The organism is Thalassobacillus sp. C254, from assembly GCF_001310615.1.
The window spans coordinates 66,276-82,291 of the sequence record NZ_BAXQ01000012.1 but is presented as its reverse complement, the minus strand read 5'-3'; the positions used below and the strand labels follow the sequence as shown (position 1 = coordinate 82,291).

The 16,016-nt window shown below is 41.7% G+C and carries 10 protein-coding genes and 4 pseudogenes; 4 read left to right on the top strand and 10 right to left on the bottom strand.

Features of this window, described 5'->3' with window-relative positions; translation table 11 throughout:
- Positions 1-305: 305 nt before the first annotated feature.
- Together JCM19033_RS28220 and JCM19033_RS12535 are read left to right on the top strand one after the other, a co-directional pair.
- Positions 306-1,872: pseudogene (locus tag JCM19033_RS28220) on the top strand (Na+/H+ antiporter NhaC family protein).
- Positions 1,873-2,060: 188 nt separating this feature from the next.
- Positions 2,061-2,321 (top strand): hypothetical protein, encoded by a 261-nt coding sequence (locus tag JCM19033_RS12535; RefSeq protein WP_054636545.1) that lies wholly within the window; start codon positions 2,061-2,063, stop codon positions 2,319-2,321.
- A 158-nt stretch (positions 2,322-2,479) separates the two neighbouring features.
- On the opposite strand, the gene JCM19033_RS12530 is transcribed toward JCM19033_RS12535, so the two are convergent.
- Both JCM19033_RS12530 and JCM19033_RS12525 read right to left on the bottom strand, forming a co-directional pair.
- Complete coding sequence (locus tag JCM19033_RS12530; RefSeq protein WP_054636544.1) at positions 2,480-2,899, bottom strand: universal stress protein; 420 nt, start codon at positions 2,897-2,899, stop codon at positions 2,480-2,482.
- Between the two features lie 65 nt (positions 2,900-2,964).
- Positions 2,965-4,403 (bottom strand): annotated as a pseudogene (locus JCM19033_RS12525) (SulP family inorganic anion transporter).
- A 483-nt stretch (positions 4,404-4,886) separates the two neighbouring features.
- Here JCM19033_RS12525 and JCM19033_RS12520 point away from each other — a divergent pair.
- Positions 4,887-5,459, top strand: a complete 573-nt coding sequence (locus tag JCM19033_RS12520; protein WP_054636543.1) for a YusW family protein — start codon at positions 4,887-4,889, stop codon at positions 5,457-5,459.
- 52 nt (positions 5,460-5,511) lie between these two features.
- Here JCM19033_RS12520 and JCM19033_RS12515 read toward each other — a convergent pair whose 3' ends face one another.
- The 5 genes from JCM19033_RS12515 to JCM19033_RS25810 all read right to left on the bottom strand — a co-directional run bounded on the left by JCM19033_RS12515 (position 5,512) and on the right by JCM19033_RS25810 (position 10,878).
- Positions 5,512-6,159: an HD domain-containing protein gene (locus JCM19033_RS12515; RefSeq protein WP_083465425.1), complete on the bottom strand. Its 648-nt coding sequence runs from the start codon at positions 6,157-6,159 to the stop codon at positions 5,512-5,514.
- A gap of 186 nt (positions 6,160-6,345) precedes the next feature.
- A complete protein-coding gene (locus JCM19033_RS12510) occupies positions 6,346-8,487 on the bottom strand; it encodes a molybdopterin oxidoreductase family protein (RefSeq protein WP_054636541.1) in 2,142 nt (713 codons plus the stop codon).
- A 35-nt stretch (positions 8,488-8,522) separates the two neighbouring features.
- Positions 8,523-8,981, bottom strand: a complete 459-nt coding sequence (locus JCM19033_RS25820) for a hypothetical protein (RefSeq protein WP_269758180.1) — start codon at positions 8,979-8,981, stop codon at positions 8,523-8,525.
- Positions 8,939-9,985 (bottom strand): (2Fe-2S)-binding protein, encoded by a 1,047-nt coding sequence (locus JCM19033_RS25815; protein ID WP_269758179.1) that lies wholly within the window; start codon positions 9,983-9,985, stop codon positions 8,939-8,941. Before JCM19033_RS25815 ends, JCM19033_RS25820 begins: the two co-directional genes overlap by 43 nt.
- Positions 9,919-10,878 (bottom strand): NAD(P)/FAD-dependent oxidoreductase, encoded by a 960-nt coding sequence (locus tag JCM19033_RS25810; protein WP_269758178.1) that lies wholly within the window; start codon positions 10,876-10,878, stop codon positions 9,919-9,921. The genes JCM19033_RS25815 and JCM19033_RS25810 overlap by 67 nt, the downstream gene beginning before the upstream one ends.
- A gap of 364 nt (positions 10,879-11,242) precedes the next feature.
- Between JCM19033_RS25810 and moaC the strand changes: the two are divergent.
- Positions 11,243-11,733 (top strand): annotated as a pseudogene (gene moaC, locus JCM19033_RS12500) (cyclic pyranopterin monophosphate synthase MoaC).
- A gap of 17 nt (positions 11,734-11,750) precedes the next feature.
- Here the strand turns inward: moaC and JCM19033_RS22305 are convergent.
- From JCM19033_RS22305 to nirB, 3 genes and pseudogenes are all read right to left on the bottom strand, one after another.
- Positions 11,751-12,878 carry a GNAT family N-acetyltransferase gene (locus JCM19033_RS22305; RefSeq protein ID WP_198153497.1) on the bottom strand — a complete coding sequence of 376 codons (1,128 nt, stop codon included), beginning with the start codon at positions 12,876-12,878 and terminating at the stop codon, positions 11,751-11,753.
- Positions 12,879-13,156: 278 nt separating this feature from the next.
- Positions 13,157-13,480 (bottom strand): nitrite reductase small subunit NirD, encoded by a 324-nt coding sequence (gene nirD, locus JCM19033_RS12490; RefSeq protein WP_157049859.1) that lies wholly within the window; start codon positions 13,478-13,480, stop codon positions 13,157-13,159.
- 14 nt (positions 13,481-13,494) lie between these two features.
- Positions 13,495-15,899 (bottom strand): annotated as a pseudogene (gene nirB / locus JCM19033_RS12485) (nitrite reductase large subunit NirB).
- Between the last annotated feature and the right edge of the window lie 117 nt (positions 15,900-16,016).

The window sequence follows — 16,016 nt, the reverse complement described above, 5'->3', positions numbered from 1 at the left end:
TTTTCCCTGTTATAATTACCTGGCCCCTAATATAATAATGGTAAATCTCCATCAAAAACGTGGCGAAGGCAGAACGACCAGTTGTGCTTGCCGCCTCTTACGCCTATTTTTGGCATTCTCTCAAGCAGTAAAGAGCAGCTTTTTAGAGCTGTATTGAATAAAAAACAGGACTGTCACTGTTCACGGGAAGAACAAATAAAGTCGGCAGCGTCTCGGCCTTCTGGCAATGGATATGCTCCATTGCCTTTTTTAGTGACAAATGTTTCAAGCTTGGGGAAAAATTTGAATAGAAAGGAATTTGCGTAATGACAGAACCATCCTTTATCTCCTTGATTCCGCCCCTTCTTACCCTTCTTATGATTATAATAACGCGAAGAGTTATTTTATCTTTAGGTGCCGGGATTGTCATAGGAGGTCTTATTTTAAACGACTGGAGTGTTGTCTCCACCATTGTTCAAATAACTGAAACTGCAGTCTCTCTTTTTTACGTTGACGGCGCTGTGAATGACTGGGAATTTTTCATCATGCTATTCTTGCTTTTTCTCGGCATGATGGCCGCTCTTATTACTTTTTCAGGCGGCAGCCGTGCGTTTGGGGATTGGGCTCTTTCCAAAGTAAAAACAAGAATAGGCGCCCAGCTCGCTACATTGGTATTCGGTATTCTTGTATTCATTGATGATTATTTTAATAGTTTAACCGTAGGACAGGTGAGCAGGCCTCTTACCGACAGACATAAAGTGTCACGAGCAAAGCTTGCCTATATCGTTGATTCAGCTGCTGCTCCTATATGTGTGATTGCTCCACTGTCAAGCTGGGGTGCCTACATCATAACAATTATTGCTGGAATCTTAGCTGATCATGGTCTGGGGCAGTATGGAGCTCTTGAAGCATTTATTTATATGATCCCAATGAATTTCTACGCCTTGACAGCCATCCTTTTTGTTTTTCTGGTTATTGTATGGAAGCTTAATTTCGGCCCTATGCGTACACATGAATCAAAAGCTATCCAAAAAGGTGTATTGTTTAATTCCTCCAGAGGAGCGATCCCCGGAGACCACAAAACGGATATTAATGAAGGAAAAGGCTCAGTCATAGACTTACTTCTGCCGATCGCGGTGTTAATTGTAAGTACAGTGGTATTCATGATTATTACGGGAATACAAAGAACAGAAGGAGAAGCAACCGCTCTTACTGTCTTTGCTGAAACTGATGTAGCATCCTCCCTGGTCTATGGCGCTGATAGGACTGGGTACGGCTCTCCTTTTAACTGTAAGAAAAAAACCATCTGTAAAAGGGGTACTATCAACCTTAGGAAAAGGCATTCAATCGATGCTTCCTGCGATTTATATCTTAATATTTGCCTGGACCATGGTTACGGTTATTGATGGTTTAGGAACTGGAGAATATTTAGCCGGAGTTCTAGATGGTACGGTTCCTGCGTACTGGCTGCCAGCTCTGCTCTTTCTTTTGGCAGGATTTATGGCTTTTTCTACCGGGACATCCTGGGGCACTTTCATTTTACTCCTTCCAATAGCGGGAGAAATTGCGGCAGCCCTTGATATAACAATGATGCTTCCTGTTCTTGCAGCAGTTTTAGCAGGTGCCATTTTTGGAGATCATTGCTCTCCTATTTCAGATACGACCATTCTTTCCTCTACCGGTGCAGGCAGCCATCACATCGATCATGTATTGACCCAGCTTCCTTACGCCTTGGTCGTAGCGGCAGTATCCTTTTTAGGCTATTTAGTGCTCGGGCTTACAGGAAGCACTTTACTAGGTCTTACTGTATCTATTGTTCTCCTTATTCTCGCCGCTCTTATGTTGCGCGGGTTTATAAAGCCAATAGAATCAGGGTCAGAATCTTCTATTTAACAGGAAAGATGAAATTAATAAAAGCAAGCTGCCCTATCCTTTAAAGAAATCAAAGGACAGGGCAGCTTTTTTTAAGCCTGCAAATGAGTGATGTTTTCACCTTTCACTTGCAGATTGTGACTCTCTGCAATTCACAGTTTTCTCTTTCCAGTTTAGGGGCATACTTATTATAGAAGAAAGTTAATGTCTTGAGAGAAAGGATTTTGAAAATGGATGTACTTGTGATAATTCTGGCTATCATTGTACTCGCTGTTTATTTCTCACCGTTTATCTTTTCAAGCTTACAGGCGTCCTTTCCCTTTTTCAATTCCTTCATGAAAGTTAAGTACACTACAATTTTTGCGATTATAGCTGTCATGTTCGGACTTTATATGGATCCATTCCCAGTCCAGACCGTCTTTCTTGGAATGATTGCAGGAAGCTTTATGGATTTTTTATTACGAGATTAGAGGAGAGAGGAGAAAGGTGCCTGGCACCTTTCTGATGTGTAACATAATAAAATGCATTTTTCCCTTTGCACTAGGGACTTCAGCAATAGTAATGTTACAAACCAAGAAGGTGCCAGGCACCTAAATAAAATCTCCCTTGGTGATAAGGGGGATTTTATTTATTTTACAATCATTACCGGACTTTGCACCCTTTTCGCTACTTTATGGCTGACACTGCCAAGCACCATGCTTTGAAGCTTGTTTAAGCCCCGGCTTCCTATAACAACACAATCATAGTTTCCTTCATTCGCAAACTCTACAATGCTAGGTCCTGGTTCTCCATGCTTTAAATGTATATCATAAGAAACGTTTTCTTCTTCAAACATTTCAATGATAGGTTTTAAACGTTCTTTTCGCTTTTTTTCGATGACAGCTGTATCGCCGAAGTGAATGACCTCAGATTTTGCTTTTTCCCCGTCTATTACATAAATGATATCAATGTGGCTGTCTTTTTGACCAGCTCTTATACCCAAAGCGTGTCTGGCTGAACGTACCGCATTTTCTGAGCCGTCTGCAGCCAAAAGGATGTTTTTGTACATAACTGATCTCCCCCTTTTAGTATTATTATATATGAAAAAAGTGCGCATTACTGCGCACTTTTCCCTTAATGGCCTGATGATAACCCTTCAAGCCTTTTCATAAGGTTTGAACTCTCCTGGTTCAAGCCGGTAAAACTGACTTCAACGTTATTTTGCTCATACTTTGCTCTTACTTTTTCCAAAGCCTCTACGGCGGAGTCATCCCATACGTGGGCTTTTGATAAATCAAGCTCCACTTTCTTCACATTCTCCTGGTAATCAAACCCTTTTGTAAAGTCAGTTACTGATGCAAAGAACAGTTGGCCGTCTATGTGGTAGATCTTCTTCTCTTCTGCTCTTATAAAATGCTCGGTTACTTTTACTTTGGAGATCTTTGCGGCAAAGAAAATCGCACTTAACATTACGCCGGCAAATACTCCTTGCGAGAGGTCATGAGTGACCACTACTGTTCCCACTGTCACCAGCATAACTGCCGAGTCAGTCTTTGGAATTTTAGGAAGCATCCTAATGGATCCCCAGTCAAATGTGCTGATTGACACCATAATCATGACACCTGCCAAAGCAGCCATTGGAATTTGGACAACCAGATTACCAAGGACTATGATCAAGAACATGAGAAATACACCGGCAACCAAAGCGGATAATCTTCCCCTGCCTCCTGACTTCACATTAATAACAGATTGTCCAATCATGGCACACCCTGCCATCCCGCCAAAGAAACCTGTCACTACATTAGCGTAGCCCTGTCCTCTGCTTTCTTTGTTTTTATTGCTGTCTGTATCTGTCATGTCATCAACAATCGTTGCTGTGAGCAAAGACTCTAACAAACCAACAACCGCAAGAGCCAGCGAGTAAGGAAGAATAATCATTAATGTTTCCATATTTAGAGGAATAGAGGGAATCAAAAAGACTGGCAATGTATCAGGCAAAGCCCCATGTCTCCAACAGTCCGGACACCTGCATTCATAAAAACAGCAATAGCTGTCACAACCACAATGGCAACTAATGTAGATGGTACCGCTGACGTAACCTTCGGGAGCAGATAAATAATGGCAAGCGTTAAAGCAACCAATGCATACATAACCAATGTTTCTCCCACAAAATGCTCTAATTGTGCCATAAATATTAAGATGGCAAGAGCATTCACAAACCCCACGATCACAGACCTTGGGATAAACTTCATAAAGACGGCCAGCTTAAACACGCCAAATAATATTTGGATAATTCCCGTAAGAATGGTAGCAGCAAGCAAGTATTGAAGCCCATGATCCGCTACAAGTGTAATCATTAACAATGCCATAGCTCCCGTAGCAGCTGATATCATGCCTGGGCGTCCACCAACAAAGGCAATCACCACTGCAATACTAAAAGAAGCGTATAACCCTACCATCGGATCTACTCCTGCAATGATAGAAAAAGCGATGGCCTCTGGTATAAGGGCCAAAGCTACCACAATTCCTGCAAGAACATCCCCTTTGACATTCCCAAACCACTCTTCTTTCATTTTTGCTGTATTCACTTTTTTGTTTCGCACCTCTTTCTAATTTTTTACTCATTTGCATGGATGCAATTAGAAAGATTATTTTTTTAACCAGCCACTCACATAACAGAGTACCGTTCTATTCCATTTACAATCTGCTAATTTCAGCTAGGTTATCCGTCCGTTTCCCTTTCTTTTAACATCTTGTGCGCAGAGCATTTCATCTAAGATTCTTGTCCCTAACAAGAATCGGCGTTGTGAACAAAAGGAGTGTAGCATATTTACATCTATATCGAAAGTATCATGTAAGCGCATAACATAATTACTTTTCTCTTATTTTCTCTTTTATTCTCTCTTATATGCCGATCATTACAGTTGTTAATAAAATTTCTCATTATTGTTTCAATCTTACCTTAAACGGGTATAAGTCACTCGTTACTTATGATTGATTAAAAAGGAGTTTTTTCATATGAAACGTTCTTTCATTGCTATGTCTTCCTTAGCCTTGTGCTGGCTGCTTGCGGAGAGGGAGAAGATAACGGTGCAACAGAAGGAGATACAGAACAAGAAATATCTGAAGATGTCCAAACAGAAGAAACAGACCAGGAGGAGCCAGAGGAAACAGGCGATGTAGATGACGATGAGCAAACAGAATCACCTGATGATGGAGAAGAGGAAAATGGGGACGAAGAAACAACCGACGACACTAACGATGCAAACGGTGACGAGGAGGAAGCATCTGAAGATGAATCCCTGCTTGATCGTGGCATAGAAGAGTTCGATCTGGACATTGAATTTACTGATGGTAGCGAATGGGAATATGAATATGAAGAAAATGGAGATACAGAGGGCGAAATCGAAAAAGAAAATGGTGAGGAAGAAGAACAAGAAGGAGAGCAAGCCATCTCAGAACTAGAAGACCTTCTTGGCAGCCTTTATATTAATGAAGATATGTCTGATGATGAAATTATTGATGCAGTCCTGGAAGAACTTGATATCAGCCGTGACGAAATCGATGAATTTGAGCTTGAAATCGAGTTTCAAGATGGGACGAATCTTGAAGTAGAATTAGAACAATAAGCATGTAAATATGGAAAAAGAGTCTGGCTCCGAGCCAGACTCTTTTTTATGCTCATTTCTCACCATTCCACTCCAGGTAAAACTGTTCGAGAAAATTTACCATAAACAAGTGTCTCTCTTCGCCCATTTCTTTTCCATAATTTGTATTCAATTTCTCTTTTAACAGGAGCAGCTTTTCATAAAAGTGATTGACTGCCGAGCTTTGCCTTTTTTCGTATTCTTCTTTTGACATTGCTTCCTGAGGCTGCTCACCTGGGACGTATATAGGATGGCCATGGGCTCCTGAAAAAGCAAAGGTCCTGGCAATACCAAGAGCACCAATCGCATCAAGACGGTCTGCATCCTGAACAACCTTCCCTTCAATGGTTGTCATTGGAGGGTTGTGGCCTCCCCTGAAAGACATCGTTGAAATAATTTCTAAAACATGATCTCTTTCTTCTTTACGAACTTGCTTGTCATCCAGCCAATCTGCCACTTTTTGAATCCCTTTCGCTTCTGTCTCATTGAATTTTGAGTCCGCCATATCATGAAGCAGAGCCGCCAGCTCACAGACAAAAAGGTCAGCCTTTTCTTCCCGGGCTATTGTCTTTGCCAGCTCAACCACTCTGTATGTATGCCACCAATCATGTCCGCTTGCCTCTTCTTCAAAAAAATCTCTTACCCACTCCTGCGCCTGCTTTACTATTTCTTCAGTCTGCATAAATACCACCTGTCTTTTCCTTAGCCTGAATTTACTACTCTTTTATTATGTGGATTTTCTCAGAAAAGGTAAAGAACCTGGAAACCATTCTCCTCCCGTAAGGAACTCTCGGTTTCCAGAACAAATCTATTTGGCAGATAAACTTAAAAGCTTCCATAGCAAGACTATGGAAGCTTTTAAGTTAAATCACTGCCGTAAAGGCTGAACTTTCACTGCTGAAGTTTTGAACCCGGGCATTCTGCACTGAGGATCCAATTCCCTAGGAATTAAGTTATTTACATTCTGTGACTCGGCCCAGTGAAAGGGAACAAATACTGTATCTTCCCTAATGTCTGTAGACCATTTACTTCTTACAACGATTTCTCCTCGCTTTGAAGTAATTTTGACAAGACTGTTGTCTTCAATCTCATACTTTCTTGCTGTGGAAGGGTGTATTTCAATAAATGATTCAAAGAACCTGGCATTCAACGCAGATGTTTTTCGTGTTTGCACCCCTGTTAAATAATGGGCCATTACCCGCCCTGTCGTTAAGTACACTGGAAATTCCTCAGAAGGTTCTTCCTTTTGAATGGAAGGCTCGTTTGAAACAGGCATCATTGCTGCTCTTCCATCAGCATGGTGAAACCTCTCTTCAAATAACCTGCTTGTTCCCTCATGAGTTGTATCAGGGCAAGGCCACAGGATTCCTTCCTTTTCCTTAATGCGCTCATAGGTCATGCCATAATAGTCAGCCATGCCGCCACGCGAAGCTACGCGAAGTTCATTAAAAATGTCTTCCACTGTTTCGTAAGTGAAATATTCTTCCTTTCCCATCACCCTGGCTACTTCACATAAAATCTTCCAGTCATGTTTCGCTTCTCCGGGAATTCTTCGCTGCCCTTCTCTGTGCATCACTCTTCCTTCCATATTAGTCAAGGTACCTTCATTTTCAAGATAAGATGTTGGGGGAAGAATCAAGTCAGCTAACTCAGCTGTTTCCGAAATAAACATATCAACCGCGACTAGATATTTCAGCTTTTTCAGGCCATTTTTGACTAATGTTGCGTTAGGGTTGGATACAATCGGGTTAGAGGCCATGAGAAACATCCCGGTTATTTCCCCTTGATGCACTTTTTCCATCATTTCATATGCAGAAACCCCTTTTCCAGGGATATCTGTGTCCTTCACTCCCCAGACCTCGGCAATGTATTGACGGTGATCCGGGTTTTCAATGGAACGATATCCTGGCAGCTGGTCTGATTTCTGGCCGTGTTCTCTTCCTCCTTGTCCGTTCGCCTGGCCGGTAATAGCTCCGTATCCACAGTTTGGCTTCCCAATTTTTCCTGTAACGAGAAGAATGTTTAGAAAATTACGTACAGCCATATGTCCATCCGTCTGCTGTTCTACCCCTCTTGCTGTAAAAATAGTGCCTGTTGCAGCCTTACCAAATTTCATTGCCGCCTTTTGGATTTCGGCTTCAGCTACACCTGTGGACTGACTAATTTCCTCTAACGAGAAAGAAGCCACATGCTCCTGTACCTCGTCAAACCCATTGGTTCGTTCATCTATGAAACTTTCATCGATGAGGTTTTCTTCTATTAAAACTTTTAAAATACCATTGGAAAGAGCAGCATCCTTGCCAGGTTTTACTTTCAAATGTAAGTCAGCCATTTTAGTCGTTCCTGTTTCTCTTGGATCAATGGCTATTATATAAGCACCATTTGCTTTGGCTTCTTCAAAGTACGGCATAATCGTAGGCTGGCAGTCAGCAATATTTGTGCCTGCTAAGATAATAACTTCAGACTCTGGAATTTCTGAGAGAGTGTTGGTGAGGCCCCTGTCAATCCCAAATACCTTCGCTCCTGCTGAGGCAGCCGAGGACATGCAAAACCGGCCGTTATAATCAATATATTTTGTTTGTAGGCCAATGCGGGCAAATTTACCAAGTAAATATGCGGACTCGTTGGTTAAAGACCCTCCGCCATAGACAGAAAGGGCATCCATTCCATCCTCTCTTTGTATCTCTGTGAAATTCTCTTTGATAAGGTGTAAAGCTTTGTCCCAGGAGATTCGATGAAACTGTCCATCTTCTCCCTTTGCCATAGGATAAGTAATACGATCCTTGTGCACAGCATGGTGGTGGGCATTGAGTCCTTTAATACAGACTCTTCCTTGCGTAGTTGGGTTATCAAGCCCCTGGGCTGAGTATTTCTTTCTAGTAACTACAGTCTGCTCTACCAGTTGAATCTTACATTGCATGCTGCAAAAAGGGCACTGAGTGTTGTACACTTTTTCAGATTGAACCTTTTGTTCTTTTTCTCTAAAATACTTCAGCAATAAATCAGTCATGGAAACTCCTTCCTCCTAAGCAAACCTTCTCATTCTTAGCTGGTAACCTCTAGTCCATACTTTTTCTCAATCCTGACATTTCTATCATGATCCAATCGCTCAAGCAGATGATCTTGAAGCTCACTATCAAAGAGAACTTCACGCAAATGTATCTCTGTAATTCTCTGTGCCCATTCGCCCACCGTTTCTCTGAAATTACCCGTTTCCCGGTAATACTGGATAAGGGATAAAGTGAGGATCATAGCGTCTTCACTCGTCTCCGCTACTGAAAGAAGCTCTCCTGTCTGTGGCTCGCCTTTTGTCGTTCCTCCGATGTACACTTCCCATCCTCTGTTCATTGGAACAAGCCCGATATCCTGAAGCTTGGCATCAGCACAGTCTTTCATACAGGAAGACACACTAACCTTAACTGTTGACGGTGTGTTTAAATACTCCAGTTGTCTTTCGATTTCTACAGCAAGTCTGGTTCCCTGCTCTTTTTCACAGTCGCACACATGAGGACTGTGACTTGTCTGAACAGGGTTAATTTTACAGGCACCTGAAGGGTTAATTCTTTATTAAGTTCTTCATAAATACTCGCCAGATCACTTTCTCTAACTCCCTGTATATGCAGTCTCTGATCTTCTCCAATAGCCACCTCATGCAGGTTATACGCTTCTGCAAGATCGGCTAACAGTCGGAGCTGTTGCGGATTTGCAAGCCCTCCATAGATCTTTGGGGTAATTGTGTAGGTCCCATTTTGCTGTTTAAAGGCATGCTCCTTTTCAGAAAACGTATGTTGTGCCTGATAGTTTTCATCAATCATTCCCAGGTAATAATGCAATGCAGGAACACAGTCTGCACAGCCATCCTTACTCTCCCATGAAAGTGTTTCAATAACCCCCTGCACACTTCTAAGGTTTTTTACCTGTATTTGCTGAACGACTTCTTCTTCTGTTAAGGAAGTACAAGAGCACATTGTTTTTCTTTCAATCTTTTCGTTAAAATCATCACTTTGGATGTACTCAAGAAGGTCTGCCACAAAAGGCTGGCAGCTTCCGCAGGATGTAGAGGCCTTGGTGCATTCTTTTACTTCGCCTAATGTAGTGCAGTTATTTTCCTGGACCTTTTCTATGATTGTACCTTTGGATACGTTATTACAATTACAGATGAGTTCTGTTTGTTCCATAGAAGCTACGGGACTGGTGCCTCCAGAAGCATCTTGGAGGAACGCTTTCTTATCTTCGTCTGACAGCTCCTTTTTCTGCAGTATCATGCCAAGAAGCTTGCTGCCCATGGAAATATCTCCGTAAAGAACAGCTCCTACAATGATTTCATCTTTAAAGAAGATTTTTTTATAGATGTTTTCCAACCCATCGTACATTTGCAAAGTGGTTGTTTCTGTATCTTCAGTGATTTGCCCGGCTGAAAACACATCAACACCCGCTATTTTCAATTGTGTAGAAACAACTGAGCCTTTGTAGCCGTCACTCTGTTGTTCACATAGATTTCCAGCCAATACTTTCCCTTGTTCGTACAAGGTTTTACGAGACCATAGGTCCGGCTTCGATGCTCGGCACACTCTCCAACTGCATATATGTTCGGTGTGTTTGTCTCTAAATAGTCATTTACTAAAATGGCTCGATTAGTATCAATTCCACTTGCGTTTGCTAATTCTATATTTGGCTTAACCCCCGCCGCCATGACAACAAGATCAGCCTCTATCTTTTCCCCATCCTCAAACTGCAATCCAGTCACGTGGTCTTCACCTAAAAATTCTTTGGTGTTTTTGGAAAGGTAAAATTTCATACCCTGACTTTCAAGCTCTCTTTGAAGCATCTCGCCGGCCATTCTATCCAACTGATTATTCATCAAGTAGTCATCACGGTGGACCACTGCTACTTCCATCCCTCTATTCAGCAGCCCTTTGGCAGCCTCCAGCCCAAGAAGTCCTCCCCCTATCACCACTGCTTTGTTTACTGTTTTAGAGGCTTTTATCATTTGCTCACAATCCTCTATTGTTCGAAAAGAAATAATTCCTTCCTTTTCAACACCAGGCAAAGGAAGTATAAAAGGTACTGAACCAGTAGCCAGGATCAGTCTGTCATAATCAACTTCACGCCCTTTGTCCGTTACGATCATCTGGTTTTCACTGTCAATCTGCAGAACCTTTTCTCCTGTATAAAGAGTGATATTATTATCCTGATACCACTGCCAATCATTTAAGGTAATCTCTTCTACTGTGGAACTGCCTTGCAGAAGAGAGGAGAGCATGATGCGGTTATAGTTTATATGTGGTTCACTTCCGAAAATAGTAATCTCGTATTTCTCATTGTCTATCTTAAGTAATTCCTCGATACAGTGTAAGCCTGCCATTCCGTTTCCTACGAGAACTAACTTATTCTTGCCCATGGTGTACCTCCAACAAATTTATAATAATAAAGGAAAGCCTGAGACAGGTTGCAATGACTAGAATATGCTTCTTATCTACTTGTTTATGGGGAAAAAATACAGGCTGCCTTTACAGTTCCAAATCGAAGAGGGCAGCTGCTCTTTAAAGATTTGATAATAAAAGTTGTGAAACACAGAAAAAATAGTATAGTTCTTATATTTCCAAACTTTTCCCAAACCTTCAACAATTACGTTAGAAAACTTAACATACTTTTTTCTCAAGTGAACATTCTATGTTCTTCTATCTGACACCAAGGAATGTTACTATCGTTTTATGCAATAGAAGTATCACACATATATTGATCCAGGAAAGGTGGCTGACCAAATGAGTGATTTTTCTCATTGGAATAAAGAGGGCAGGCCAAAGATGGTTGATATCTCTCATAAAGAAGAAACGAAGCGGACAGCTCTCGCCCAAAGTACAGTATCTATTTCCGAAGAGCTGTATGAAAAGATTCAAAAGGGCGTTATAAAAAAAGGGGATCCCTTGCAAGTTGCTCAAGTAGCAGGAATCATGGCAGCAAAAAACACACCGGACCTTATTCCGATGTGCCATACTATATTGCTGCAGGGAACTGATTTCACCTTTGAATATCAACAAACTGAGCAAGGGTATGATTTACTTATTACTGCAGAAGTAACATGCAAAGGTAATACTGGAGTAGAAATGGAAGCCTTAACTGCCGTATCTGTTGCAGCCCTTACGTTTTATGACATGTGTAAGGCTGTGGATAAATCAATGATTATTAAAGAGACACATTTGGTGGAAAAAAAGGGGGAAAGAGCGGAGACTTCTATCATCCGAACCGTTCGTAAAACACTGGCAAAACACTTCAGCTGTGCAGGATACTGGGTGTGTTTTGCCTTTCTTTGTCTTTGATTTCCTTCCACTCGTCTTCGAGCATGCTCATTTCCACCAAAGTCCAGTATTCATTTTCAAACCTTCGAAAATCTCTTTTTCTTCCTTCCTCAATAAATCCTATCTTTTTATAACAAACAAGCGCCTGTTCATTAAAATCCCACACTCCGAGACTGATTCTATGTAGGCCCAGACGATCAAATCCAAAGTGAATCGCTTCTTTGATTACTTGTTTTCCGTATCCTAATCCTCGGTACTTTTCATCTATAATAACCTTGCCTATCCTCGCTGATCTGTTGTAGCGATTGACAGCACCAATCGATAAGTGGCCAATCACTTCGCGGGTATTATTTTGAATGATTTTAAACACATAGCGAGTACTGTCTGTTTGGTTTGCCTTACTTATATATTCCATCAGCTGCTCTTTTGTAAGGGGATAGGAAAAAGTAGGCCCTGCCCACTGCATGAGAAAGCGTGGAGAACAGGCCCATTTCATTACTATTTCAATATCATCCTTACCGAAATACTCCATTGTTATCATCCACTTGTTACCCCTTTGCTTCATACGCGAAGAATGATATAAATCTTCTGTTGAAAAAAGCATAGTCCACTCTCCTAAATCCTTGCCATCAATGGTAATGGTGTGTCTTCTTATAGATTTGGGTTCAAGCTTTTTGTAAAAAGGCATGTTAGGATTATCCACAAGGGCACGAATAATGAGTTCCTTCCAATTCCTTTCTAAAAAAGCTTCAGACATAGAAGACACTAAACGCTTTCCTACCCCTTGTTTTTGACATTCCTCATACAAATAAAGAGCAAATAATTCTCCATCAGTCTCTTCCTCTTTGGGAGCAGGCCCTCCCAGAGCAAAGCCTATAATCCTATTATCCTTCATACTGACCGCTACTCTTCCGATGTTCTGTGCTAAAGGGAATTCTTTAATGAGACGTTTCCACCAGTCCGTTCTCTCTTCAAGATGTAAGGCATCTAAATAAGAGGCAGGAATGATTCCTTTATAGGTGGTTTTCCAGCTATCTATATGGACTTTTGCAATTTCTTTCTCATCACCTGGTTTCATTGGTCTGATCTCATAGCTCTCCATCCCATTCCATCCTCTCTGCAGGGTTTCTTTAACCACACATACCATATGATCTTCTATTATAAACCTTGAAACCCTGGTTGACTAAAAATCTCCTCGCCTGTCAAAAAGTAATGACAGAGATAGTCCGGTCGTTTACAACAAAAAAAAGAACACCGAAAGCACATTTGCTCGCAGCATTCCTTGGTTTGTAGTTATAGTTTTATATAGTAAAAGATTTGGAAAGGAGCAGACTGGGGACCGCTTTCCGGCAAGTCCCACCTACCCCATTTTCCTGACTTTTAGATATACAGATATACAGAGTCGTCATCAACATCTACTTTGTACGTTTGCACGCAGCCTTCATCAGGTCCTTGAACCATTCCGTCATTAACACATACTTTCCAATCATGAAGGGGACAAAATACATTTTCACCGCTGACTATACCTTGAGATAAAGGACCGCCTTTATGGGGACAGCTGTTTTCTATGGCTTTGATTTTTCCGCTCTTTAGCTTAAAGAGAGCGATGGAATGGCCTTCAATTACCACTTCTTTCCCAATACCTTCAACCACTTCGGATACATCTGCCACCTTCAGTTTGTTCACTTCTCCTACCTTGCTCATTATCTGTCCCCTCCTTATTGTTGAGTAACTTGTACGTTTTTATTTTCAAAGAGTTCTTTTCTCTTGGCTTCATCCTCGACAATATCCTTCCATGGATCTTTAAGAGGTGATAACGCAACTTCCATCCGCTCTATTAATGCTTGTCGCTCCTCTTGGTCATCCATTACAACGGAACGGATATGATCAAGCCCTACACGCTCAACCCAGTGAGACGTTCTTTCGAGGTAGCGGGCATCCTCTCTGTAGTATTGTAAAAATGCGCTGATTGTATCTAGTACTTCTTCACTCGTTTTCACTTTACAAAGAAGGTCCCCGCCGCGAAGATCAACCCCGCCGTTACCTCCAACATACATTTCCCAGGCACCCTCTACGCCCACAATTCCTATATCCTTTATGCCTGACTCTGCACAATTACGGGGGCAGGCTGATACAGCCATCTTCACTTTGTGAGGGGTATTTAGCCGCTCGTATTTTTTCTCGATTTGTACCCCAAGTCCAATGGAGTCCTGCGTTCCAAAGCGGCAGAAATCTTCGCCTACACATGTTTTCACAGTCCTGATCGTTTTCCCATATGCATAGCCTGAAGGCATGTCTAAGTCGCTCCAAATACTAGGAAGATCTTCTTTCTTTACTCCAAGCAAGTCGATGCGCTGCCCGCCTGTAACCTTCAGCAGGCCTACTTTATATTTATCAGCTACATCAGCAATTTTTCTCAGCTGGTCTGAGTCTGTCACCCCGCCGTACATTCGAGGAACAACTGAGTATGTCCCATCATTTTGAATGTTGGCATGGACTCTTTCATTAATAAATCGGGAAGTATGGTCATCCTCGTACTCAAGTGGTTTTACCATACCGAGATAATAGTTGATGGCAGGACGGCATTTTGAGCACCCTTCATCATTTTTCCAGCCTAGAACATTCATTACTTCACGGGTGTGAGTAAGTCCTTTTTCTTTAATTTCTTCCACTACTTCTTCATGAGAATAATCGGTACACCCACAAATCGGCTCTTTCTGATCAGCACCAGCCACTTCATCACCAAGGGTAAGTGCCAGCACATCATTAACTAACGGTTTACACCCTCCACAGGAGCGAGCTGCATTTGTATATTGTTTAATTTCTTCTACAGTTGATAAACCTTGTTCATGAATGGCCTGGACAATGGCACCTTTGGATACCCCGTTACACCCGCAAATCGTTTCTTCGGCTGCCATAGATGCTACTGGACTTTCTGTGGCTGCAGCTCCGTTTTCAGAAGGAAGAAGGGCTACTTTGTTCATTTCGGAGATGTCTTCTCCCTTTTTCATCATGTCAAGAAGACGAGGGGAATCTGAAGTGTCACCAAACAGAACGGCTCCAACCACTTTATTATCCTTGACTACTACTTTTTTATAAATTCCGTCAAATTCATCATGGACTCTGATCGCACGATATCCTTCTTGATCCTGAAATTGCCCTGCTGAAAACACGTCTACACCAGAAACTTTTAATTGAGTGTATACAAGAGATCCCTGGTATCCAGGCTTTAACTTGCGCTCTTTATCACACAAATGCTCTGCTAACACTTTTCCTTGTTCATATAATGGAGCAACGAGACCATAAGCTATGCCGCGATGTTCTGCGCATTCTCCGACTGCATATACATTTTTTGCGCTCGTTTCCATATAATCATTGATTACAATAGCACGGTTTGTTTCAAGCTTTGTTTTTTGAGCTAAATCAATATTTGGCTTTATTCCCACAGCCATGACGACAATATCGGCGTCGAGAACCTGGCCGTCTTTAAAGCGCAAACCTTCTACGTTTTCTTTTCCTAGAATACGTTCAGTTTGTTTTCCCATATGGAACCGCATCCCCTGGCTCACCAGTTCTTCTTTAAGCATCCGAGCAGCAGGCTCATCTAGTTGACGCTCCATTAAATGATCAGCCAAATGAATGACGTCAACCTCCATATCGAGATTTAACAAACCACGGGCTGCTTCCAAACCTAATAATCCACCGCCGATAACAGCTGCTTTTTTGTACTTTTTAGAAGCTTCAATCATTTTTTCACAGTCTTTAATATCACGAAATGCCATCACGTCTTTTTTATCTGCTCCTGGAAGAGGAAGCATGAATGGATTTGAACCGGTAGCGAAAATTAAGTGATCGTAGGAAGAACTAATGCCGCCTTCACTATAGACAACCTGGTTTTTTGTATCTATTTCTACTACAGGGTCTCCGACATAAAGAGTAATATTGTTGTTTTATACCAGTCGTAATCATTGAGAACAATGTCGCTTACACCTGTGTCCCCTTGAAGAACAGAGGAAAGTAAAATACGGTTATAGTTTGGGTGAGGTTCTTTTCCAAATACAGTAATTTCAAAGCGGTCTGGATTTCTTTTCAAGATCTCTTCTAAGGTTCTTATACCGGCCATACCGTTTCCTATGAGTATCAGTTTCTCTTTCACTTGTCATCCACTCCTCTTTCCTTCTTTTTTCTGGAGAATAAAAATTGTCAGTTGCTCGCCAGTTTCAGTGTCATGTCTTCCACA

Coding starts and splice junctions, on each gene's coding strand:
- JCM19033_RS22305 (WP_198153497.1), bottom strand. CDS start 12,878: ATGGAGAGCTATGAGATCAGACCAATGAAACCAGGTGATGAGAAAGAA.
- JCM19033_RS12515 (WP_083465425.1), bottom strand. CDS start 6,159: ATGCAGACTGAAGAAATAGTAAAGCAGGCGCAGGAGTGGGTAAGAGAT.
- nirD (WP_157049859.1), bottom strand. CDS start 13,480: ATGAGCAAGGTAGGAGAAGTGAACAAACTGAAGGTGGCAGATGTATCC.
- JCM19033_RS12530 (WP_054636544.1), bottom strand. CDS start 2,899: ATGTACAAAAACATCCTTTTGGCTGCAGACGGCTCAGAAAATGCGGTA.
- JCM19033_RS25810 (WP_269758178.1), bottom strand. CDS start 10,878: ATGGGCAAGAATAAGTTAGTTCTCGTAGGAAACGGAATGGCAGGCTTA.
- JCM19033_RS12510 (WP_054636541.1), bottom strand. CDS start 8,487: ATGACTGATTTATTGCTGAAGTATTTTAGAGAAAAAGAACAAAAGGTT.